Consider the following 16779-nt stretch of genomic DNA (forward strand, 5'->3'; position numbering starts at 1 on the left):
CCAGGTTGCGCGATTGCTTGACTTCAAAGTGTGGCATGGCAGGTCAGGTGAAAGTATGGGATGCCATATTTTACTTTGAAATCAATGACTTGATCAACTATTGAAGGAGGCGGAACACGGATTCAGGTTTATATGTCAATTTTTCGATTGGGTAGTCGCACTGAAAACAGCCGTACTTTCCCCACGAATGTGCAACTGAATCCGATCCGCGCTGGCGGCACAATTCCCCCTCAATCTTATCGGCAGGAGATCGGAGTGATCGACGTGGCATTGCCAGGGGTAACAACCTGCATTTGAAAAATCGTCGGCTTCGATATACGAGTAGCACGATCGTCTACAATCGGTCTTTTCAAACAGATATTGCCTTCCATGACGTTACGCGACAACATCATCGCCCTCATCGCCCTCAACGCCTGTGCAATTGCCGCCGACACCGAATACCCCGAGCGTTTCGATCTCGCTTTCGACGCGCCGGACACGGCGCAAGAGAGCGCGGCGCTCGAAGCGCGGCTGACCGTCCGCATTCCCGACGACATATACGGGCTTCGGCTGCCGCCATATCAACGATAACGTGTACGATTATTGCTATTTCGACCGCAACGGCATGTTCGGCAACCTGCGTTTCGGCCAGGATGAGCTGCATTACAACAGCTTGAAAATCGGATCGCTGTGCGATGTGCTCCCGCCCGACGATTCTCGCCGAAATCGCCAGCGACAGCGAACCGCAAGATACGTTTCCCGGCATGACCCTGACCCAGCTGATCGACGGTCAGTTCGCGTCAATCGTCGCGGCACTGTCTCCCGAGACGGAGTAAGCACCCCCGCCAATGCCGCACCTCGCCGGCCGCACCTGGCCGGCCGCACCTGGCCGGCCGCACCTACCCGCATGCCGCGGCGCTCCTTGACATTTTATGTCATGTATTTATACTTGGGACATAATATGTCCAACACCTCATCAGGGATGATGAAACCACCGCACCGTGCAAGGAGCAAAACGATGGAAATGGCAATGAGACAGATGCTTGAAATTGAGCAGGCCCTGCTGCGCAGACCCGGTTCGGCCGGGGTCAGCAGCAACCTGCTGCCGCCGGACCAGGCCGACGGCGTGCCCGTCATGCGCATGACGATCGAAGGGCTGGAAGAGTTGCCGGTATTTATCACCGCCACTCCCAGCCAGGTGCTGTGCATCTGCTACCTGTGGACCGAAGCCGAAATCCGCCCCGAACGCCGCTATGAAATGCTCGAAGCGATGATGGACCTGAACATGGCCATTCCGCTGTCGAACTTCGGACGGGTCGGCGAACACTATGTCATTTTCGGTTCGCTGGCGCACGACGCCAGCGCCGACAGCATTGCAACGGATGTGGCGATGGTCGCCGACAACGCGTTTGAAGCCCTCGACGTCTTTTCTGAATTCTTAAAATAGGAGTCCATCATGGCTGTCTTTTCAAAAATCCTCACCATGCTGCGCGGCGACATGCATTCGATCGGCCAGAGCATCGTCGATAGCAACGCCAACCGCATCTACGAGCAGGAAATCATCGAAGCCAAGGCCCACGTCGCCACCGCGCGCCAGGACCTGACCGCGGTCATGGCCAAGGAAATGCAGGCCGCGCGCGAGATCGAGCGCCTGCAACGCGAGATGCAGCGCTACGAAGCGCTGGCCGTGGAAGCGCTGCAGAAAAGCCAGTCCGCGCTGGCCGAGGAAGTGGCCGGCAAGGTGGCCGACATCGAAGCCGCCCTGGCCGCGCAAACGACCGTGCGCGACGACCTGGCCGGCCACATCGCGCGCTTGAAAGACCTGATCCGCGGCGCCGAAGCGGTCCTGCGCGACCATGAGCGCGAACTGGCGATGGCCAAGACCACCGAGAGCGTGTACCGCGCCACGGCCACCATTTCGAGCAGCATGGGCAGCGGCGGCTCGAAGCTGATGAGCGCGAAAGAGTCGCTCGAACGCATCAAGCAGCGCCACCAGGACACCGCCGACCGCATGCAGGCGGCCGATGCGCTCGACGGCGAATTCGGCGACAAGGCGCTCGAACGCAAGCTGGCCGCGGCCGGCATCGGCACGGCCTCGAACCGCACGGCCGAGGTAATGGCGCGCCTGCGCCAGCGCGCCGCCGACGCCGGCGGCGACAAGCCGGCTTGAGGAGGCGCGATGGTACGCAGTTCCCCGCGCTGGACCGGGTCGGACGCCGCCTTGCGCTCGCTCCAGGTCGCTTTTGACGTCGAGAAGCAGGTGATCGACGCGGTGCGTTACGCCGCGTTCAGGAACCAGCTGTCGCCGTCGGACCAGATCCGCACCATCCTCGGCTTGCCATGCACCAGCAAACCGGTGCGACCGCGCCTGACCGTCTCGCTCAGCGATGCCGATTACGACATCCTGGCCGAGCGCTTCGGCCTGGCCGTGGACGACAAGCGGAAAATCAAGGAATCGCTGCACGAAGCGTTGATCAATTTTGCCAGACAGCAGAAAGCGCCTGACGGCGACCCACCCTCATCACCATGAACAACCTCGATAAGAAGGAAGGCCTGGCATGACTCTCTGGCAGCTTTTGAGCAGTTTTCCGACCTCCATCCCCACGGTGCTGCTGGCCGTCCTGCTGGTGTACTGGGTGATGTCGATCATCGGCCTGGTCGACGTGGGCGACTCGCTCCACTTGCACACCGACGTCGGCCACGGCGGGCACGAGCTGCATGACTTGCCCGACCTGCACACCCTGGCCGGCTATGTGGTCGCGCTCGGCCTTGGCGGGGTGCCGCTGTCGGTGGCGGCCAGCGTGCTGGTGTTCTGCACCTGGCTCTCGACCGCCTTGCTGCATCAGTACGCGCTGACCTGGCTGCCGACCGAGACCTTGCGCATGCTGGCCGGCTGCGCTGTGCTGGTGTTGTCGGGCGGCTTGTCGATCCCGGTCGCTGCGCGCGTCTTGCAACCCTTGCGCGCGCTGTTCGTCAAGCACGCCGCGCGCAGCAACGAAAGCCTGGTGGGCCAGGATTGCCGCATCACCACCCAAAGCGTGGACCGCGGTTTCGGGCGCGCCGATGTCGACGCCCACGGCGTGAGCATCAATATCCGGGTCTGGGCCGCCGTGCCGAATGCGCTGGCCAAGGGCGCCAAAGCCATCATCGTCGCCTACGACCCGGCCACCCAGCAGTACGAAGTACAAGCAGCACCCGCCGTTTTTTAACGACCAACCATTAGAACCTGAAAGAAATCATGGACATTCTGTTGCTCTCGATCGGTATCATCACCGTCATCGTTCTGGGCTGTTTCGCGCTGTTCTCGAAGTTTTACTACAAGGTCGAGCAGGGCCACGTCATGATCATCAACACGCTGCGCGCCGAGCCCGAAGTCACTTTCACCGGCGGCATGGTTTATCCGGTCATCCACAAAAAAGAGATGATGGAAATTTCGCTGAAGACGATTGAAATCCATCGCCACGGCAAGGACGGCCTGATTTGCCAGGATAATATCCGCGCCGACATCAAGGTCACCTTCTTCCTGCGCGTCAACAAGACCACCCAGGATGTGCTGAAAGTGGCCCAGGCGGTCGGCTGCGTGCGCGCATCGAACCAGCAAACCCTGGAAAACCTGTTCGCCGCCAAGTTCGCCGAAGCGCTCAAGACGGTCGGCAAGGCGATGGACTTCGTCGAACTGTACCAGGCGCGCGACCGTTTTCGCGACGATATCATCCGCCAGATCGGCGACGACTTGTCCGGCTATGTGCTGGAAGACGCCGCCATCGATTATATCGAGCAAACGCCGCTCGACAAGCTCGACGGCCATAACATCCTCGACGCCCAGGGTATCAAGAAGATCACCGAGCTGACCGCCATCGAAAACATCCGCACGAACGAACTCAAGCGCGACGAAGATATGCGCATCAAGAAGAAAAACGTGGAAACCCGCGAAGCGATCCTCGAACTCGAACGCCAGCAGGCCGACGCCGAATCGCGCCAGGGCCGCGAAGTGAGCTCGGTGCGGGCGCGCGAACAGGCTGAAACCCAAAAAATCCAGTCGGAAGAATTTACCAAGTCCGAACTGGCGCGCCTGCAGTCGGAACAAACGGTGATGGTGCAGCAGGAAAACACCACGCGCGAGAAAGAAGTGGCCGAAAACAACCGCAAGCGCGCCGTGGCGATCGAAGAAGAGCGCGTCACCCGCGCCCGCCAGCTCGAAGTGGTCGACCGCGAACGGGAAGTCGCCTTGCAGACCATCGAAAAGGAAAAAGCCATCGAAGTGCAGAAAAAGGCCATCGCCGACGTGGTGCGCGAGCGCATCGTGGTCGAACGCACGGTGGCCGAGCAGGAGGAAGCGATCAAGGATGTGCGCGCCATTGCCGAGGCGGACCGCCATAAGAAGTCGGTCGTCATTGCGGCCGAAGCCGCCGCCGAGGAAAAACTGCTCATGACGGTCAAGGCGGCCGAAGCGGCCGAACGCTCGGCCAAGCACCGCGCCGTGCAAGACCTGACCGCCGCCGACGCCGCCCTCAAAGTGGCCGAGCGCCACGCCGAGTCGCAAAAGCGCGAAGCCGAAGGCAAGGAAGCCGAACTGGCCGCACCGGGCCTGGCCAGCGCCAGGGTCATGATCGCCTCGTCCGAAGCGATCCTCAAGCAGGGCGCGGCCGAAGCCGAGTCGACCCGCCTGCGCATGCATGCCGAAGCGGCCGGGCTCGAGCAGATGGGCCTGGCCCAAGCGGCCGTCAAGAGCGCCGACGCCGCCGCCACCGCCACCCACGGCGACGCCGAGGCGCACGTCATCCAGGCGCGTTTCGAAGCCGAATCGAAGGGCCTGGCGCTGAAATTCGACGCCATGTCGGCCATGAGCGAAGAAACCCGGGCGCACGAAGAGTTCCGCATGCAGCTCGAAATCACCAACCAGCAGATCAACAAGGGCATCGATGCGCAAACCCTGATCGCCAAGGACCAGGCCGAAGTGCTGGGCAAGGCGCTGCAAAACGCACGCATCGACATCGTCGGCGGCGAGGGCGATTACTTCGACCGCTTCGTCAAGGCGCTCTCGATCGGCAAGGGCATCGACGCCACCGTCGAGAAGAGCCGCACCTTGCAGGTGGGCCTGAAGGACCACCTTAGCGGCGAGCGCGACATGGTAGGCGATATCCGCGGCCTGATCGGCGCGCTGGGCAGCTCCTCGGGCGAATTGCAGAACCTGACCGTGTCGGCCCTGCTGGCCAAGATCAGCAGCGATGGCACGGCGCAGCAACAGCAAGCGCTGCAAAGCCTGCTGGCCACCTTCAAGCCGGCGCTGGACGCGCCGCGCGCCAACTAAAGACGGGGCGGGGCGGGCCGGGCCTGCCCACCTGATTGCACTTCTTCACACCGAGGCGGATTGAGTTCATGAGCGATGCACACGCAGCACCGGCGCCGGCCGATTCCGGCAATCGTTCCGACGGCGCGCTCGAGTCCAGCAGTTTCGACCTGCTGCGCGCCCGCCTGGGCGAGCATGGCAAGGCCCTGCAAGCGAAGGCGGCCCAACTCAACGAATCGCGCCTGGCCGAATTTGGCCGCCAGGAAATGTTGCTGCGCGCGCGCACCCGCGCCCGTACCGACAACAATTGCGTCGCGCGCGACCTGGTGTTGGTGGGCGACGTGCTGCTGTTCGGCTACAAGGTGTTCATGGGCTTGCGCCAGGAAACCCAGGTCGCGGACGTGTTCGCCCTGTACCGCCTGCGTGCCGACGGCGACGACGCCGAGCTCGAACCGCTCGCGCTGGAAAACACCTTCCTGGACCAGCCGCGCTTCCTGGCCGAATTTCGCGAGCTGTACAGCTATTACAAGAACGCCCAGCTGGTGCAGTTGCGCGTGCATCAGGGCAAGGTGCTGGCCGCCTTCAAGATCGGCGAGCGCATCAGCGACGTGCGCGTATTCCGCTGGCAACTGGAAGCCGGCGGCCAGGCCACCTACATCGACAACCGCGGCGAGCGCGACATTGCGCTGCCGCCGACCCACGATTTCGAGTGGACCCAGACCACGCGCGAGCAGCACGTGCTGGGCAAGCATCCGCATATCAACATCCTCGACACCCTGTTCGTCGAGACGGTGGGCGGCGACCTGACGGTCAAGATCGAAAACAATACCGAAACCGGCCTGGGGATCTACGCCGAGCCGGTCGAGGACCGCAACCAGTCGCTCAACGATGGCGACATCGCCTACGCCGCCGTGGGCGAGCTGATCCTGCTGCGCATCAAGCCCTACCGCGAATCGGTGTTCCGCTACCTGGTCTTCAACCGCCGCACGGCCCAGGTGACCCGGGTCGACGCGGTAGGCGCTTCCTGCGTCCAGCTGCCCGAAGACCACGGCATCGTGTTCCCCGAAGGCTACATCCTGCAAAGCGGCGAAGCCAGGATCTTCGCCGACATGCCGCAAGACCTGCAATTCGAGCGGCGCGTGATCTCGCCCAATGGCGAGGATGTGCTGTACGTGTTTTACGGGGTGGAGCAGGGCGTCTACGTCTTGCTCACCTACAATATGATCAGCAAGACCCTGGCCCAGCCGCTCATTGCGCACGGTTACGCCCATTATCCCGACGGCGCCATGCTGCTGTTCTCCGCCGAAAGCGAGGAGCCGACCCGCAACCACGCCATGCAGCTGTGGCAGACTGCCTTCGTGAGCGACGACCATGCCGCGCTGCAGGCGCCGCGCCAGAGCTACCTCGGCAAGATCGGCAACCGCGAGCTGGTGCGCGGCCTGTCGGAGCTGCTCTCGCTGGCGCGCGCCGTTCGCCAGCAGGCCGACGCCCCGCGCGACCAGTTGCCCGGCCGCTTCGTGTTCGAAGCGCTGCTGCGCCAGTGCCGCCGCATCGCCGACGCCTTCCACTGGCTGGGCACGGCGGAGGCGCATGACGCCGGCAGCGAAGTACACGCCATAATCAGCGTGGCCGGCGCCACCCTCGACGAATTCGACAAGGCCGCCGCCGTGCGGCGCGCCGCCGCCGACACGCTGGCCCAGGCCGCGCTGGCGCAGCGCCAGTTGCTGACCGATTCCGCCAGCCGCCTGTGGCAGTCGCCCGCCGACTTCATCGACGCGCTCGACGCGATCCGGCTGGCGCGCGGGCGCCTGGCCAGCCTGAAGGAACAGCGCTACATGGATGTGGCGCAGCTGGGCGCGCTCGACGCCGAACTGGCAACCGAAGAAGCGCGCGTATCGGGCAACACCGTCACCTTCCTGGCGCGCGAGGATGCCTTTGCCCGCTTCACCGGGGAACTGGCGAAGCAGCGCGCCCAGTTGCCGGACATGCACACCACGGCCGCGCTGGCCCCGCTGAACGACACGCTCGACCAGAACGCCGCGCGCCTGGACGGCTTGACCGAACTGCTGGGTACGCTGGCGGTGGGCGACGCCACCTTGCGCACGCGCATCCTCAATACCATCTCGACCATCTACGCCGATGTCAACAAGCTGCGCGCCCAGGCGCGCCAGCACCGCAAGCAACTCTCGCAGGGCGAATCGGCGGCCGAATTCGCCGCCCAGTTCCAGCTGTTCGGGCAGTCGGTCGACAGCGCGCTCGAACAAAGCGACTCGCCCGAGCGCTGCGACGAACTGCTGACCCGCCTGCTGGCCCAGCTGGAAGACCTGGAAGCCCGCTTCGCCGAGCAAGAAGATTACCTTGCCGAAATCGGCCACAAGCGCGAAGCCGTGTACGAAGCGTTCGAAGGGCGCAAGCAAGCCTTGCTGGACCAGCGCGGCCGGCGCGTGCAAGCCATCGTCGACGCGGCGCGGCGCATCCTGGCCGGTGTGCCGAAGCGCCTGGCGCAACTGAACGACGCGGCCCAGCTGGAAGCCTACTTCGCGTCCGACGCCTTGCTGGGCAAGCTGCGCAGCAGCATCGCCGACCTGCGCAAACTGGGGGGCGCGGTCGGCGCCGACGACCTGGCCGGGCAATTGAAGGCGCTGCGCGAGCAGGGCCAGCGCTCCCTGCGCGACCGCAACGAACTGGTCACCGGCAACACCATCCGCCTGGGCAAGCACGCCTTCACCGTCAACCAGCAAGCACTCGACCTGGCCCTGGTCACGCATGAAGGGCGGCCGGCCTACCACCTGGCCGGCACCGATTACTTCGCGCCGCTGGCCGACCCCCGGCTCGATGCCCTGCAAGCCTATTGGGGTTTCGAGACCATCTCCGAAAGCACGCAGGTGTACCGTGCCGAATACCTGGCCTGGCAAGTCGTGCTGGCCGCGCGGCAAGGTACACCCGGCATGGCATGGAGCGCGCTGGTGCAGGCCGCGCGCGATGCGGCCGACCCGGCGCTGGACGCCGCCGTGCGCCGCTTCGCCGCGCCGCGCTTCCACGAGGGATACCAGAAAGGCATCCACGATCACGACGCCGGCCTGATTTTGCGCAAGTTGCTGCCGATGCTGGAAGACGCCAGGCTGCTGCGTTACAGCCCGCTGGCGCGCGCCGTCGCCCTGATCTACTGGCAACACCTGGAAGACACGCCCGAGCTGCACGCCACGGCCCAGGCCGCGCGGCGCCAGGCCGGACAAGCCGAGCTGATGCGCAGCCAGTTCGGTAGCGAGCGCATGGGCAAGCAAGTGAAGGATCAATTCGGCAACGACCTGCGCGATTTCCTGGCGCTGCACGCGCTCGACATCGCTCCCTGGCTCGACAGCGCCACCGAAACCGTCGACAGCCTGCTCGACCAGAGCGCCGCCTACCTGCTGGCCGAACTCGGCTCCCAGGCCGCCGATATGCACCACGCCGCCCCGCATGAATGGGTGGCCAGCCGCGCCGGGTCCGAGCTGGCGCACCGATTGCGGCAACACCTGGAGCGGCACGCCATCGCGCTGCCGTGGCTGGACGCGACGCTTGGCTGGCATACCCGCTGGCAACTGGCGACCGAATGGCTGCATGCCTTCATGCAGCAGGAGCAACACCACCTGGCCTTATTGCCGGAAGCGGCTGCCGGTCTCTTGTGCGGCATGCCGCGCCAACTCCAGCAAGCCGACCTGGCGGCCCGGGTCGACGGCTTGCTGGGCGAACATGCGCGGGTCAAGGAGCAAGCCATGACGCTCCAGCTGAACGACTTCTTGCGGCGCCTGGCCTGGCACGCCGACGTGATCGTGCCGGCCTGCGAGCAGTTGCAGCAATTGCGCCACAGCCTGGTGCAGGAAGAAAAACGGCGCCTGCGGCTGGAACAGTTCCAGGCCAAGCCGCTCTCGAGTTTTGTGCGCAACCGCCTGATCGACGAGGTCTACCTGCCGCTGGTGGGCGACAACCTGGCCAAGCAGATCGGCGCGGCCGGCGAGGCCCGCCGTACCGATTCGATGGGCATGCTGCTGCTCATTTCGCCGCCGGGCTACGGCAAGACAACCCTGATGGAATACCTGGCCGACCGCCTCGGCATGATTTTCGTGCGCATCAATTGCCCGGTGCTGGGCCACGGCATCACCTCGCTCGACCCGGCCCAGGCCGCCAACAGCGCGGCCAAAGCCGAGCTCGAAAAGCTGAACCTGGGTCTGGCGATGGGCAATAACGTGATGCTGTACCTGGACGACATCCAGCACACCAACCCGGAATTTTTGCAAAAGTTCATCGGCCTGGCCGACGGCACCCGCCGCGTCGAGGGCGTGTGGCAAGGCGGCAGCCGCAGCTACGACCTGCGCGGCAAGCGCTTTGCCATCGTCATGGCCGGCAATCCGTACACCGAATCGGGCGCCGTGTTCAAGATTCCCGACATGCTGGCCAACCGGGCCGACATCGACAATCTCGGCGACGTGCTCAGCGGGCGCGAGGACGTGTTTGCCATGTCATACATCGAAAACGCGCTGGTCTCGCACCCGGAACTGCAAGCGCTGGCGATGCGCGATCCGCAGGATGTGGTGCGCCTGATCCGCATGGCGCAGGGCGAAGCGCTGGGAACAGGCGAACTGGCGCACCCGTACACCAGCGCCGAGGTGGCCGAGATCGTCAAGGTGCTGCAGCGCCTGTTCAAGGTGCGCGACGCGCTGCTGGGCGTGAACATGGCCTACATTGCCTCGGCCGCGCAGGACGATGCCTACCGCACCGAACCGCCGTTCAAGTTGCAGGGCAGCTACCGCAACATGAGCAAACTCACGCCCAAGGTATCGGCGCTGATGAATGATGCCGAGCTCGATGCCTTGCTGCGCGACCATTATCGCGGCGAAGCGCAGACCTTGACTACCGGGGCCGAGGAAAACCTGCTCAAGCTGGCGCACCTGCTGGGGCAGCCGAGCGAGGCCGAGCAAGCGCGCTGGGCCGCCCTGGTCGCCGATTTCGTGCGCCTGCGCAAGCAGGGCGGGGCTGACGCCGACGGCGCCACCCGCGTGGCCAATACCTTGTCCGAGATCGGCAAGCAGATCGCCGCCCTGGGCCAGCACATGGCGCCGGCGGTACACGTGACCGTGCCGGAACAGGCCAGCTTGCAAGCGGCCGTGCTGCGCCTGGCGGACAGCTACGAGCAGGCCCTGTTGCCCTTGATAAGTTCCATGAACCACAAGATGCGGCTCGATCACAGCATCTGGGACAATGTGCGCGACACCGGCGCCGACATCAAGGAGATCGAAAAACGCCTGGCCCGGCTGTTCCCGGCCGACGGCAACCAGCCGTAAGGCCGGCGCGCGTCACCCCTGTGCGGGTGGCGCGGACTGGCCGAACAGTTTCAGCCACGTGAAGCCGATTGCGCCGGCCACCAGCGAGGCCAGCAAAATCGCCATCTTCGAGGCATTGATCACCTCGGCCTGTCCCACGAAGGCCAGGTTGGTGATGAAGATCGACATCGTAAAGCCGATCCCGCCCAGCAATCCCGCACCAAACACATGGCGCCAGGCAAGGTCGGCCGGAAGGCGGCAGATGCCCAGGGTGACCGCCGCCAGGCAAAACAAGGTGATCCCGAGCGGCTTGCCGATCACCAGGCCGGCCAGGATGCCCAGGCTGTTGGCCGAGGCAAGATCGCCGGTCCAGCCCGACGCGATGATGATGCCGGTGTTGGCCAAGGCAAAAATCGGCAGGATGATGAAGGCGACCGGCTTGTGCAGGACGTGTTCGAGCCGGTGCGAGGGCGAGTCCTGGTCGTCCTGTTTGGCGGAGAAGGGAATGGCGAAGGCCAGCAGCACGCCGGCAATGGTCGCATGCACGCCCGATTTGAGCATCAGGAACCACATGATGGCGCCGCCGAGCAGGTAGGGCGCCAGCGCCATGACGCGCAGCACCCGGTTCATGCACAGCAGCAGGGCGAACATGGCGATGGCACCCAGCAGATACGGCACCGACAACTGTGCCGTATAGAACACGGCGATCACGATAATCGCGCCCAGGTCGTCCATGACGGCCAGCGCGGTCAGGAAGATTTTCAGCGAGGCCGGTATGCGGCTGCCCAGCAGGGCCAGCACGCCGAGGGCGAAGGCGATATCGGTCGCCATCGGAATGCCGATCCCGGCCTGGGTGGGCGAACCGTTATTCAAGCCGACATGGATCAGCGCCGGCACGCAAATGCCGCCCACCGCCGCCACGATCGGCAGCAGCGCATTCTTGAAGTTGGACAGTTCGCCGTTATACAGCTCGCGTTCCAGTTCCAGGCCGATCAGGAGAAAAAAGATCGCCATCAAGGCATCGTTGATCCAGTGCTCGACGCTCATTCCGGCCAGCTTGAGGTGCCAGAAGGCCAGGTAGTCGGCGCCGACGGCGGAATTGGCCAGTACGAGCGACAGCAGTGTACACACGATGAGGACAATGCCCCCGGCTTTGCTCGAAGCAAAGAAGTCCTTGAAACTGTCGGAAAGGGCGCGCAAAGGAAGAGTCGGTGTGGTCATAAGTCGTCACAAAGCTGCGTGGCGGCCCGACCATCGCAAAAACCTGCCACACGGACGTGTGGACACCCAGGCAGCAGTATAACCGATTTGCGCGCCGCTTCAGTCCAGCATCTCGACAAACGCTTTCTTTTCCAGGTCCCACGCCTGGCTGTTGAACGGGTAAGTGTCGTAACTCAAATAGAAGCCTTCCGCCGTGCGCAGGTAATGAACGCGGGAGCCGTATTTGATTCTTTTCCGGGAAATTGCGGCGATATTGTCGGCCGTAGCCACTTGCATCAAGGACTCCGGAAAGGCCCCGGTATGCTGTTTATACTCGTAGACTGACGCAACCAGCGCCGACGCCGCCCGTTCGACGGGGGGATTGAAGAGCGCGCCAACGAACACACTCAAGATAAACCCGCACAGGCCTGCGAAAAACAGCTTCCAGCCCGCGAAAACCCGCGCTTTGAACGCCGGTCCGACAATCGCCGCCAACAGCAGCAGGAACAAGGCGATGCCACCAGAAAGCCCCTTGAAATTATCTTTCACGTCATACAGCCCGAGCGCCAGGAACCCAAGCACACACGCGATATATTTAAGATACACCGACTTCATACATGAATACTCGCAAGGGAATTGTTCGGACGCGCTGACAGCCCCATAAAAATGCCGCAGAGACACATTCTATGGGACGTTCGCACAAATAGAAAGAGCGCCGGACAGTTTCCTGTCCGGCGCGCTGTTCCTTGCCCTCTGTTACGCGATTACAGCGACTTGAGGAACGCCAGCAACGCCTCGCGGTCCTGCGCCGACAGCGCCTCGAAACGCTGGCGCGACTTGTCGGCTTCGCCGCCATGCCACAGGATCGCCTCGGTCAGGTTGCGCGCGCGGCCGTCGTGCAGGTAACCGACCTTGCCGTCCTGGCCCATGACCATGTCGGTGTAGCCGATGCCCCACAGCGGCGCGGTACGCCACATGGCGCCCTTGGCCTGGCCTTCGGCAAACTTGTCGGCCAGTCCGGCGCCCATGTCATGCAACAGCATGTCGGTGTACGGACGGATGGTCTGGTTGCGCAGCTCGGCGAACAGGTGGCCGGCGCCGGTCTTCATCTGCACCGTGTGGCAGGCGGCGCAACGCATGCCGGTAAACAGCTTGCCGCCGGCGCTCACTTGCTGGGCGTCGACGCGGTGCTCGTCGAGCGCCGCCACGCCCTTCGGAAAGCCGCTGGCAACGCTGCGCTGGGCCGGCACGCCGACCAGGGCCAGGTACTGCGTGATCGATTTCAGGTCGGACTCGAGAATGCCCTTTTGCGCGCCTTTCGATCCGCAACCGGCCGGGTCAAAGCCACAGCTGCGGTTCGGATACACCGGCGAGGTGACCGACATGTCGAGCAGCAGCGCGTCGGCGCTCTGGTGGCGCAAGGTCGCCTTCGACGCCTTCCAGCCGAAACGGCCCAGACGCACGGCGCCGCTTTCAGGATCGAACACGAAATTGGCCGTGCCCTTGACGCCATCGGCATCGACCGCTTGCGCGGCGCGCGCCAGGATATCGGCTTCGGGAATCGCTTCGAGCAGGCCGGTACCGATCATCGGCTGGGCCGCGCGCAGCGAGAAGGCGTCCGGCGCCGGGCCTTCGAAGGCGAGCGCCGGTTTGCGCAGTTCCACCGTGCTGCCGTCGGCCAGCTTGACCGGGCGCGTCTCGAAGCCGGCCACGCGCGCGCCCATGCCCCAGTTCTGCGCGCTGCCGCTTGGCGAGACGGCGTTCATCTGGACCGCGGTGCCGTACAGCGGATGCGGCACTTGCTGGCCGTTGGCGCCGACGCTGGCGACCCTGACCGACATGCTGTCGAGGCGCTGGCCGAGCGCGGCGGGCGCCGGGCTGCGGCCGTTGTTGACGTGGCAGGCGATACAGGCGGACTGGTTGTAACGCTGGCCTTGCAGGCCGACCGCCGCCGCGTAGCGGTCGTTGCCGCCCTCGTTATGCTCGCCGGTCAGGAAGCTGGTGTGTACCAGGCGCCGCCCTTCGACGAATCGCTGCATGTTTTGCATGCCGACGTTGTTGTGCGGCTGCTGGAACATGAACAGGCCGTTGTCGGTGTAGTTGTAGGAAATCGAGCCCTGGCCGCCGGACAGGGTGTCCTCCGGCAGCGGCACCGAGTTCAGGCGCGGCTGCACGCCGTACCACGGTTTCAAGCCCGCCCCGACCACATACACCCACTCGTACGAGTAATAGCGGATGCCGCCGGTATCGCCCTTGGCGGCCATCGCCTCCTTGGTCGAGAAGAAGGACGGCGAGACCTCGATGATGTCGCCGGCGACCAGCGCGCGTCCAGGCACGCTCTTACCGTTCGGCATGCCGTTGGCGTCGATGCCGCCGTGGCCCGGATACCCCTTGACCAGCAAGGTGCAGGCGCCGTTGATGCCGTTGGCATTGCTCAGCTTGCCGTTGGCGGGGTAAGCGATGGGTGCGCACTGGGCCACGCTGCGGTCGACCAGTTCGCCGGGATTCATCCAGCCGTAGCCGGTCACGCCGGGCCGGTCGAAGGCGCGGAAGAAGGCGATGCCGCCCGACAGAAAGTCGGTCTGCGTGTACTGGTTGACGATCAGCTGCGGCTTGGTGACGCCCGCCACGCGGCTGTTGTCGATGATTTCGACGCCCCAGGTGCGGTTTTTGAAGTATTGCGGCACGAAGGTGAGGTAGTTGCCCGGACCTTTGTTGACGGCCAGGCCAGTGGCCGGGTCGATCGTTTCGTTCGGGCCCTCGCCGATTTCGTTCCATTCCTCGCCACGCTCGCGGCCGTGGCGCGCCAGGCCGCGCGCGCCGAAACGGGTGACCAGGGTGCCGTCGGGCAGGGTGAACTGCAGCGTTTCGAGCGCTTCGGCCGCTGGCGGCAAGGGGCTCATCGCGCTGCCGTTGGCGGGGAAGGGATGGGCCGACGTGACGGCGGGCGGCACGGTGTTGTCGCTGCCGGGGCTCTTGAAGTCGACTTCGAACAGCGAGTAGCCGTACTGGGTGGCGCGCGCCACGCCCTGCAGGCGGATGAAACGGGCGTTGACGCCCAGGTTGAAGAATTCCTCGGTGCCGCCGCGGCCCTTGCTGACGCTGCGCACCTGGGTCCAGTTCTGGCCATCGTCCGACACGCGCAGTTCGTACTGCTTGCCGTAGGCGTTTTCCCAGAGCAGCTTCATGTAGCCGACTCGCGTCTTGACGCCGAAGTCGAACGCGATCCAGGCGCCATCCTCGGCCTTGCTGGCCCAGCGCGTGGCGGGTTTGCCATCGACCGTCATGGCGGCCGACATGGCCTGGTTTTCCACCGCCGACGAGCTGGTTGCGACCGGCTTGATGGCCACGCCCGGCTGGCTGGCGTCGACCGGGCCGGGCACGGGCGTAGGCACCGGCGTGGTCGGCACCGGCGTGCCCGAAAATGCCTGGATGTCGAAGATCGAATAGCCGTACTGCGACGAGCGCTTGACGCCCTGCATGCGCAGATAGCGGCCCTTGCCGTTCAGGCCGGTGATCTCTTCGGTGCCGCCCTGGCTGTCGTCCACGGTCTTGATGGTGGTCCAGTTGGCGTTGTCGTCCGACACTTGCAAGAGGTATTGGCTGGCGTGGGCGTTTTCCCAGTCGATCCGCACCCGGCTGATCAGTTCGGACTTGCCGAAGTCGAGCGTGAGCGATTCGCCGTCGTTAAATCCGCTCCCCCAGCGCGTTTTGTCGTTGTGGTCGATGGCCCCCGCGCCGCCCAGGTCGGCGCGCTCGGCCGAACTGGCGCTGGCGCCGACCGGGGTGAGCACGGTTTCGGCCGCCGCCGCGACCAGGCGCGATGTGCCGCTCATGCCGCCCTGGCCGACAGGAGCAGGCTCGCCGCCGCCGTTGCCGTTGCCGCCGCACGCGGCCAGCAACATCGTCAGGGCGAGGGGAAGAGCGTGAGAGAGCTTGCGCAACGGTCGCTGCGCCACGCCGGAGCGGCGCGCGCCCGATGGTGAATACCTCATATGGACCTCGTGGTGTCGGACTTCATTAAAAGTAATGCCGGCAGCGTCAGCCGGCCGGCATGCTTCTCTTGGGTTTGCCACGCGATCGGCCGCAGTGGCGCCGTGCAGTTTCATCATTGCACCGCCTTCAATTTGCATCTTTATAACATGCACATATGACAATCTGGAAACGTTACCAGATGCTTGAGGGATTTATTGTGAGGAAGTGTTGGGATGGCGCTACGATTCGGTCGCACGTATTGACGCGTGCCCCGCCGGCGCCGTTGGCGCCGCCGGTTCATGATGGGTTTCAGGGGGTCGGTCTGGCACCTGGCGTTGCCGGGATGGGTTCAGCTGGCGCCGTCGAATTCCTTCGTCTCGGCCTCACGGCGCCGCAACAAGCCAGCCAGGACCGTGCCGTTGCAGCGGTCCCATTTGTCGAACTGTTCGGCAGCCGCGGCAAAATTGCCCGCGTTCAAGTCGGTCAACAGGGTGGATTTCTGCAGATTGCCGCGCCCGAGATTGAAATCGAAATCGACCAGGGCATCGAATTCGCCCTGCGTCAGCTGGACGCTCACCAGCAGATTGACGTCGTTGACGCTGGTCTGGATGTTTTTCTGGAGGTCCGCCACGGCTTGTTGCTGTGTGATGGTGGAAGCGGGCACGACGCCGTGGGTATTGCCGTAGCCATTGGTCCACACGCCGCCGGAATCGCGGTAGGCGGTCAGCTTGCAAGCTTCAAATTGTTCCGTCAACGCCAGTCCATTTGTACTGTATTGCATTTCTGGGTTCATTTTTGCTCCCGTGTTGTGTGGAATATATGATACCTGTTGATCGGTTGCGCGGCAAACCTCGCCCTTCAGGGCAGGGTCAAGAGCGCGGACGGCGCAGCCGTCCGGTTTGGTGCGTCTAGCCTGAATTTTGCACAAAAAAGGGCAAGAATGCCGTAAGTGATTGATAGAATGGGAGTTATCTAAAAACCTACCCTATCAGCACGAACACACCTTGCCCGACATGAATTCTACCCCAGAGCAGC

The 16779-nt window shown here is 64.0% G+C and carries 12 protein-coding genes; 8 read left to right on the plus strand and 4 right to left on the minus strand.

Annotation, left to right across the window (positions count from 1 at the left end; translation table 11 throughout):
* Positions 1-369: 369 nt before the first annotated feature.
* From F1735_RS29375 to F1735_RS29410, 8 genes are all read left to right on the plus strand, one after another.
* On the plus strand, positions 370-570 hold the full coding sequence (locus F1735_RS29375; RefSeq protein WP_167240216.1) for a hypothetical protein: 201 nt from the start codon (positions 370-372) through the stop codon (positions 568-570).
* Positions 571-674: 104 nt separating this feature from the next.
* A complete protein-coding gene (locus F1735_RS29380) occupies positions 675-815 on the plus strand; it encodes a hypothetical protein (RefSeq protein ID WP_167240217.1) in 141 nt (46 codons plus the stop codon).
* 125 nt (positions 816-940) lie between these two features.
* Positions 941-1426, plus strand: a complete 486-nt coding sequence (locus tag F1735_RS29385; protein ID WP_167240218.1) for a DUF2170 family protein — start codon at positions 941-943, stop codon at positions 1424-1426.
* Between the two features lie 9 nt (positions 1427-1435).
* Positions 1436-2149, plus strand: coding sequence for a PspA/IM30 family protein (locus tag F1735_RS29390; RefSeq protein WP_167240219.1), 714 nt, complete (start codon positions 1436-1438; stop codon positions 2147-2149).
* Between the two features lie 9 nt (positions 2150-2158).
* Entirely contained in the window at positions 2159-2509 is a 351-nt protein-coding gene (locus tag F1735_RS29395) for a hypothetical protein (RefSeq protein ID WP_167240220.1), read from the plus strand.
* 28 nt (positions 2510-2537) lie between these two features.
* Positions 2538-3188, plus strand: a complete 651-nt coding sequence (locus F1735_RS29400) for a ubiquinone biosynthesis protein (protein ID WP_167240221.1) — start codon at positions 2538-2540, stop codon at positions 3186-3188.
* 29 nt (positions 3189-3217) lie between these two features.
* Positions 3218-5290: a flotillin family protein gene (locus F1735_RS29405; RefSeq protein WP_167240222.1), complete on the plus strand. Its 2073-nt coding sequence runs from the start codon at positions 3218-3220 to the stop codon at positions 5288-5290.
* 68 nt (positions 5291-5358) lie between these two features.
* A complete protein-coding gene (locus F1735_RS29410; RefSeq protein WP_167240223.1) occupies positions 5359-10590 on the plus strand; it encodes a DNA repair ATPase in 5232 nt (1743 codons plus the stop codon).
* A gap of 12 nt (positions 10591-10602) precedes the next feature.
* On the opposite strand, the gene nhaA is transcribed toward F1735_RS29410, so the two are convergent.
* The 4 genes from nhaA to F1735_RS29430 form a co-directional block, all read right to left on the minus strand.
* Positions 10603-11790: a Na+/H+ antiporter NhaA gene (gene nhaA / locus F1735_RS29415; RefSeq protein WP_167240224.1), complete on the minus strand. Its 1188-nt coding sequence runs from the start codon at positions 11788-11790 to the stop codon at positions 10603-10605.
* Between the two features lie 99 nt (positions 11791-11889).
* Entirely contained in the window at positions 11890-12384 is a 495-nt protein-coding gene (locus F1735_RS29420; protein ID WP_167240225.1) for a hypothetical protein, read from the minus strand.
* A 149-nt stretch (positions 12385-12533) separates the two neighbouring features.
* On the minus strand, positions 12534-15764 hold the full coding sequence (locus tag F1735_RS29425; protein WP_373888599.1) for a di-heme oxidoredictase family protein: 3231 nt from the start codon (positions 15762-15764) through the stop codon (positions 12534-12536).
* A gap of 329 nt (positions 15765-16093) precedes the next feature.
* Positions 16094-16537, minus strand: a complete 444-nt coding sequence (locus tag F1735_RS29430) for a lysozyme (RefSeq protein ID WP_222853111.1) — start codon at positions 16535-16537, stop codon at positions 16094-16096.
* Between the last annotated feature and the right edge of the window lie 242 nt (positions 16538-16779).

Origin of the sequence: Massilia genomosp. 1, from assembly GCF_011682185.1 — a bacterium.
Lineage (GTDB): Bacteria > Pseudomonadota > Gammaproteobacteria > Burkholderiales > Burkholderiaceae_D > Telluria_A > Telluria_A rubra.

Excerpts from the sequence above, each read along its gene's own strand:
- F1735_RS29375 (WP_167240216.1), top strand. The coding sequence starts at position 370 with ATGACGTTACGCGACAACATCATCGCCCTCATCGCCCTCAACGCCTGT.
- F1735_RS29380 (WP_167240217.1), top strand. The coding sequence starts at position 675 with ATGTGCTCCCGCCCGACGATTCTCGCCGAAATCGCCAGCGACAGCGAA.
- F1735_RS29385 (WP_167240218.1), top strand. The coding sequence starts at position 941 with ATGTCCAACACCTCATCAGGGATGATGAAACCACCGCACCGTGCAAGG.
- F1735_RS29390 (WP_167240219.1), top strand. The coding sequence starts at position 1,436 with ATGGCTGTCTTTTCAAAAATCCTCACCATGCTGCGCGGCGACATGCAT.
- F1735_RS29395 (WP_167240220.1), top strand. The coding sequence starts at position 2,159 with ATGGTACGCAGTTCCCCGCGCTGGACCGGGTCGGACGCCGCCTTGCGC.
- F1735_RS29400 (WP_167240221.1), top strand. The coding sequence starts at position 2,538 with ATGACTCTCTGGCAGCTTTTGAGCAGTTTTCCGACCTCCATCCCCACG.
- F1735_RS29405 (WP_167240222.1), top strand. The coding sequence starts at position 3,218 with ATGGACATTCTGTTGCTCTCGATCGGTATCATCACCGTCATCGTTCTG.
- F1735_RS29410 (WP_167240223.1), top strand. The coding sequence starts at position 5,359 with ATGAGCGATGCACACGCAGCACCGGCGCCGGCCGATTCCGGCAATCGT.
- nhaA (WP_167240224.1), bottom strand. The coding sequence starts at position 11,790 with ATGACCACACCGACTCTTCCTTTGCGCGCCCTTTCCGACAGTTTCAAG.
- F1735_RS29420 (WP_167240225.1), bottom strand. The coding sequence starts at position 12,384 with ATGAAGTCGGTGTATCTTAAATATATCGCGTGTGTGCTTGGGTTCCTG.
- F1735_RS29425 (WP_373888599.1), bottom strand. The coding sequence starts at position 15,764 with ATGAGGTATTCACCATCGGGCGCGCGCCGCTCCGGCGTGGCGCAGCGA.
- F1735_RS29430 (WP_222853111.1), bottom strand. The coding sequence starts at position 16,537 with ATGAACCCAGAAATGCAATACAGTACAAATGGACTGGCGTTGACGGAA.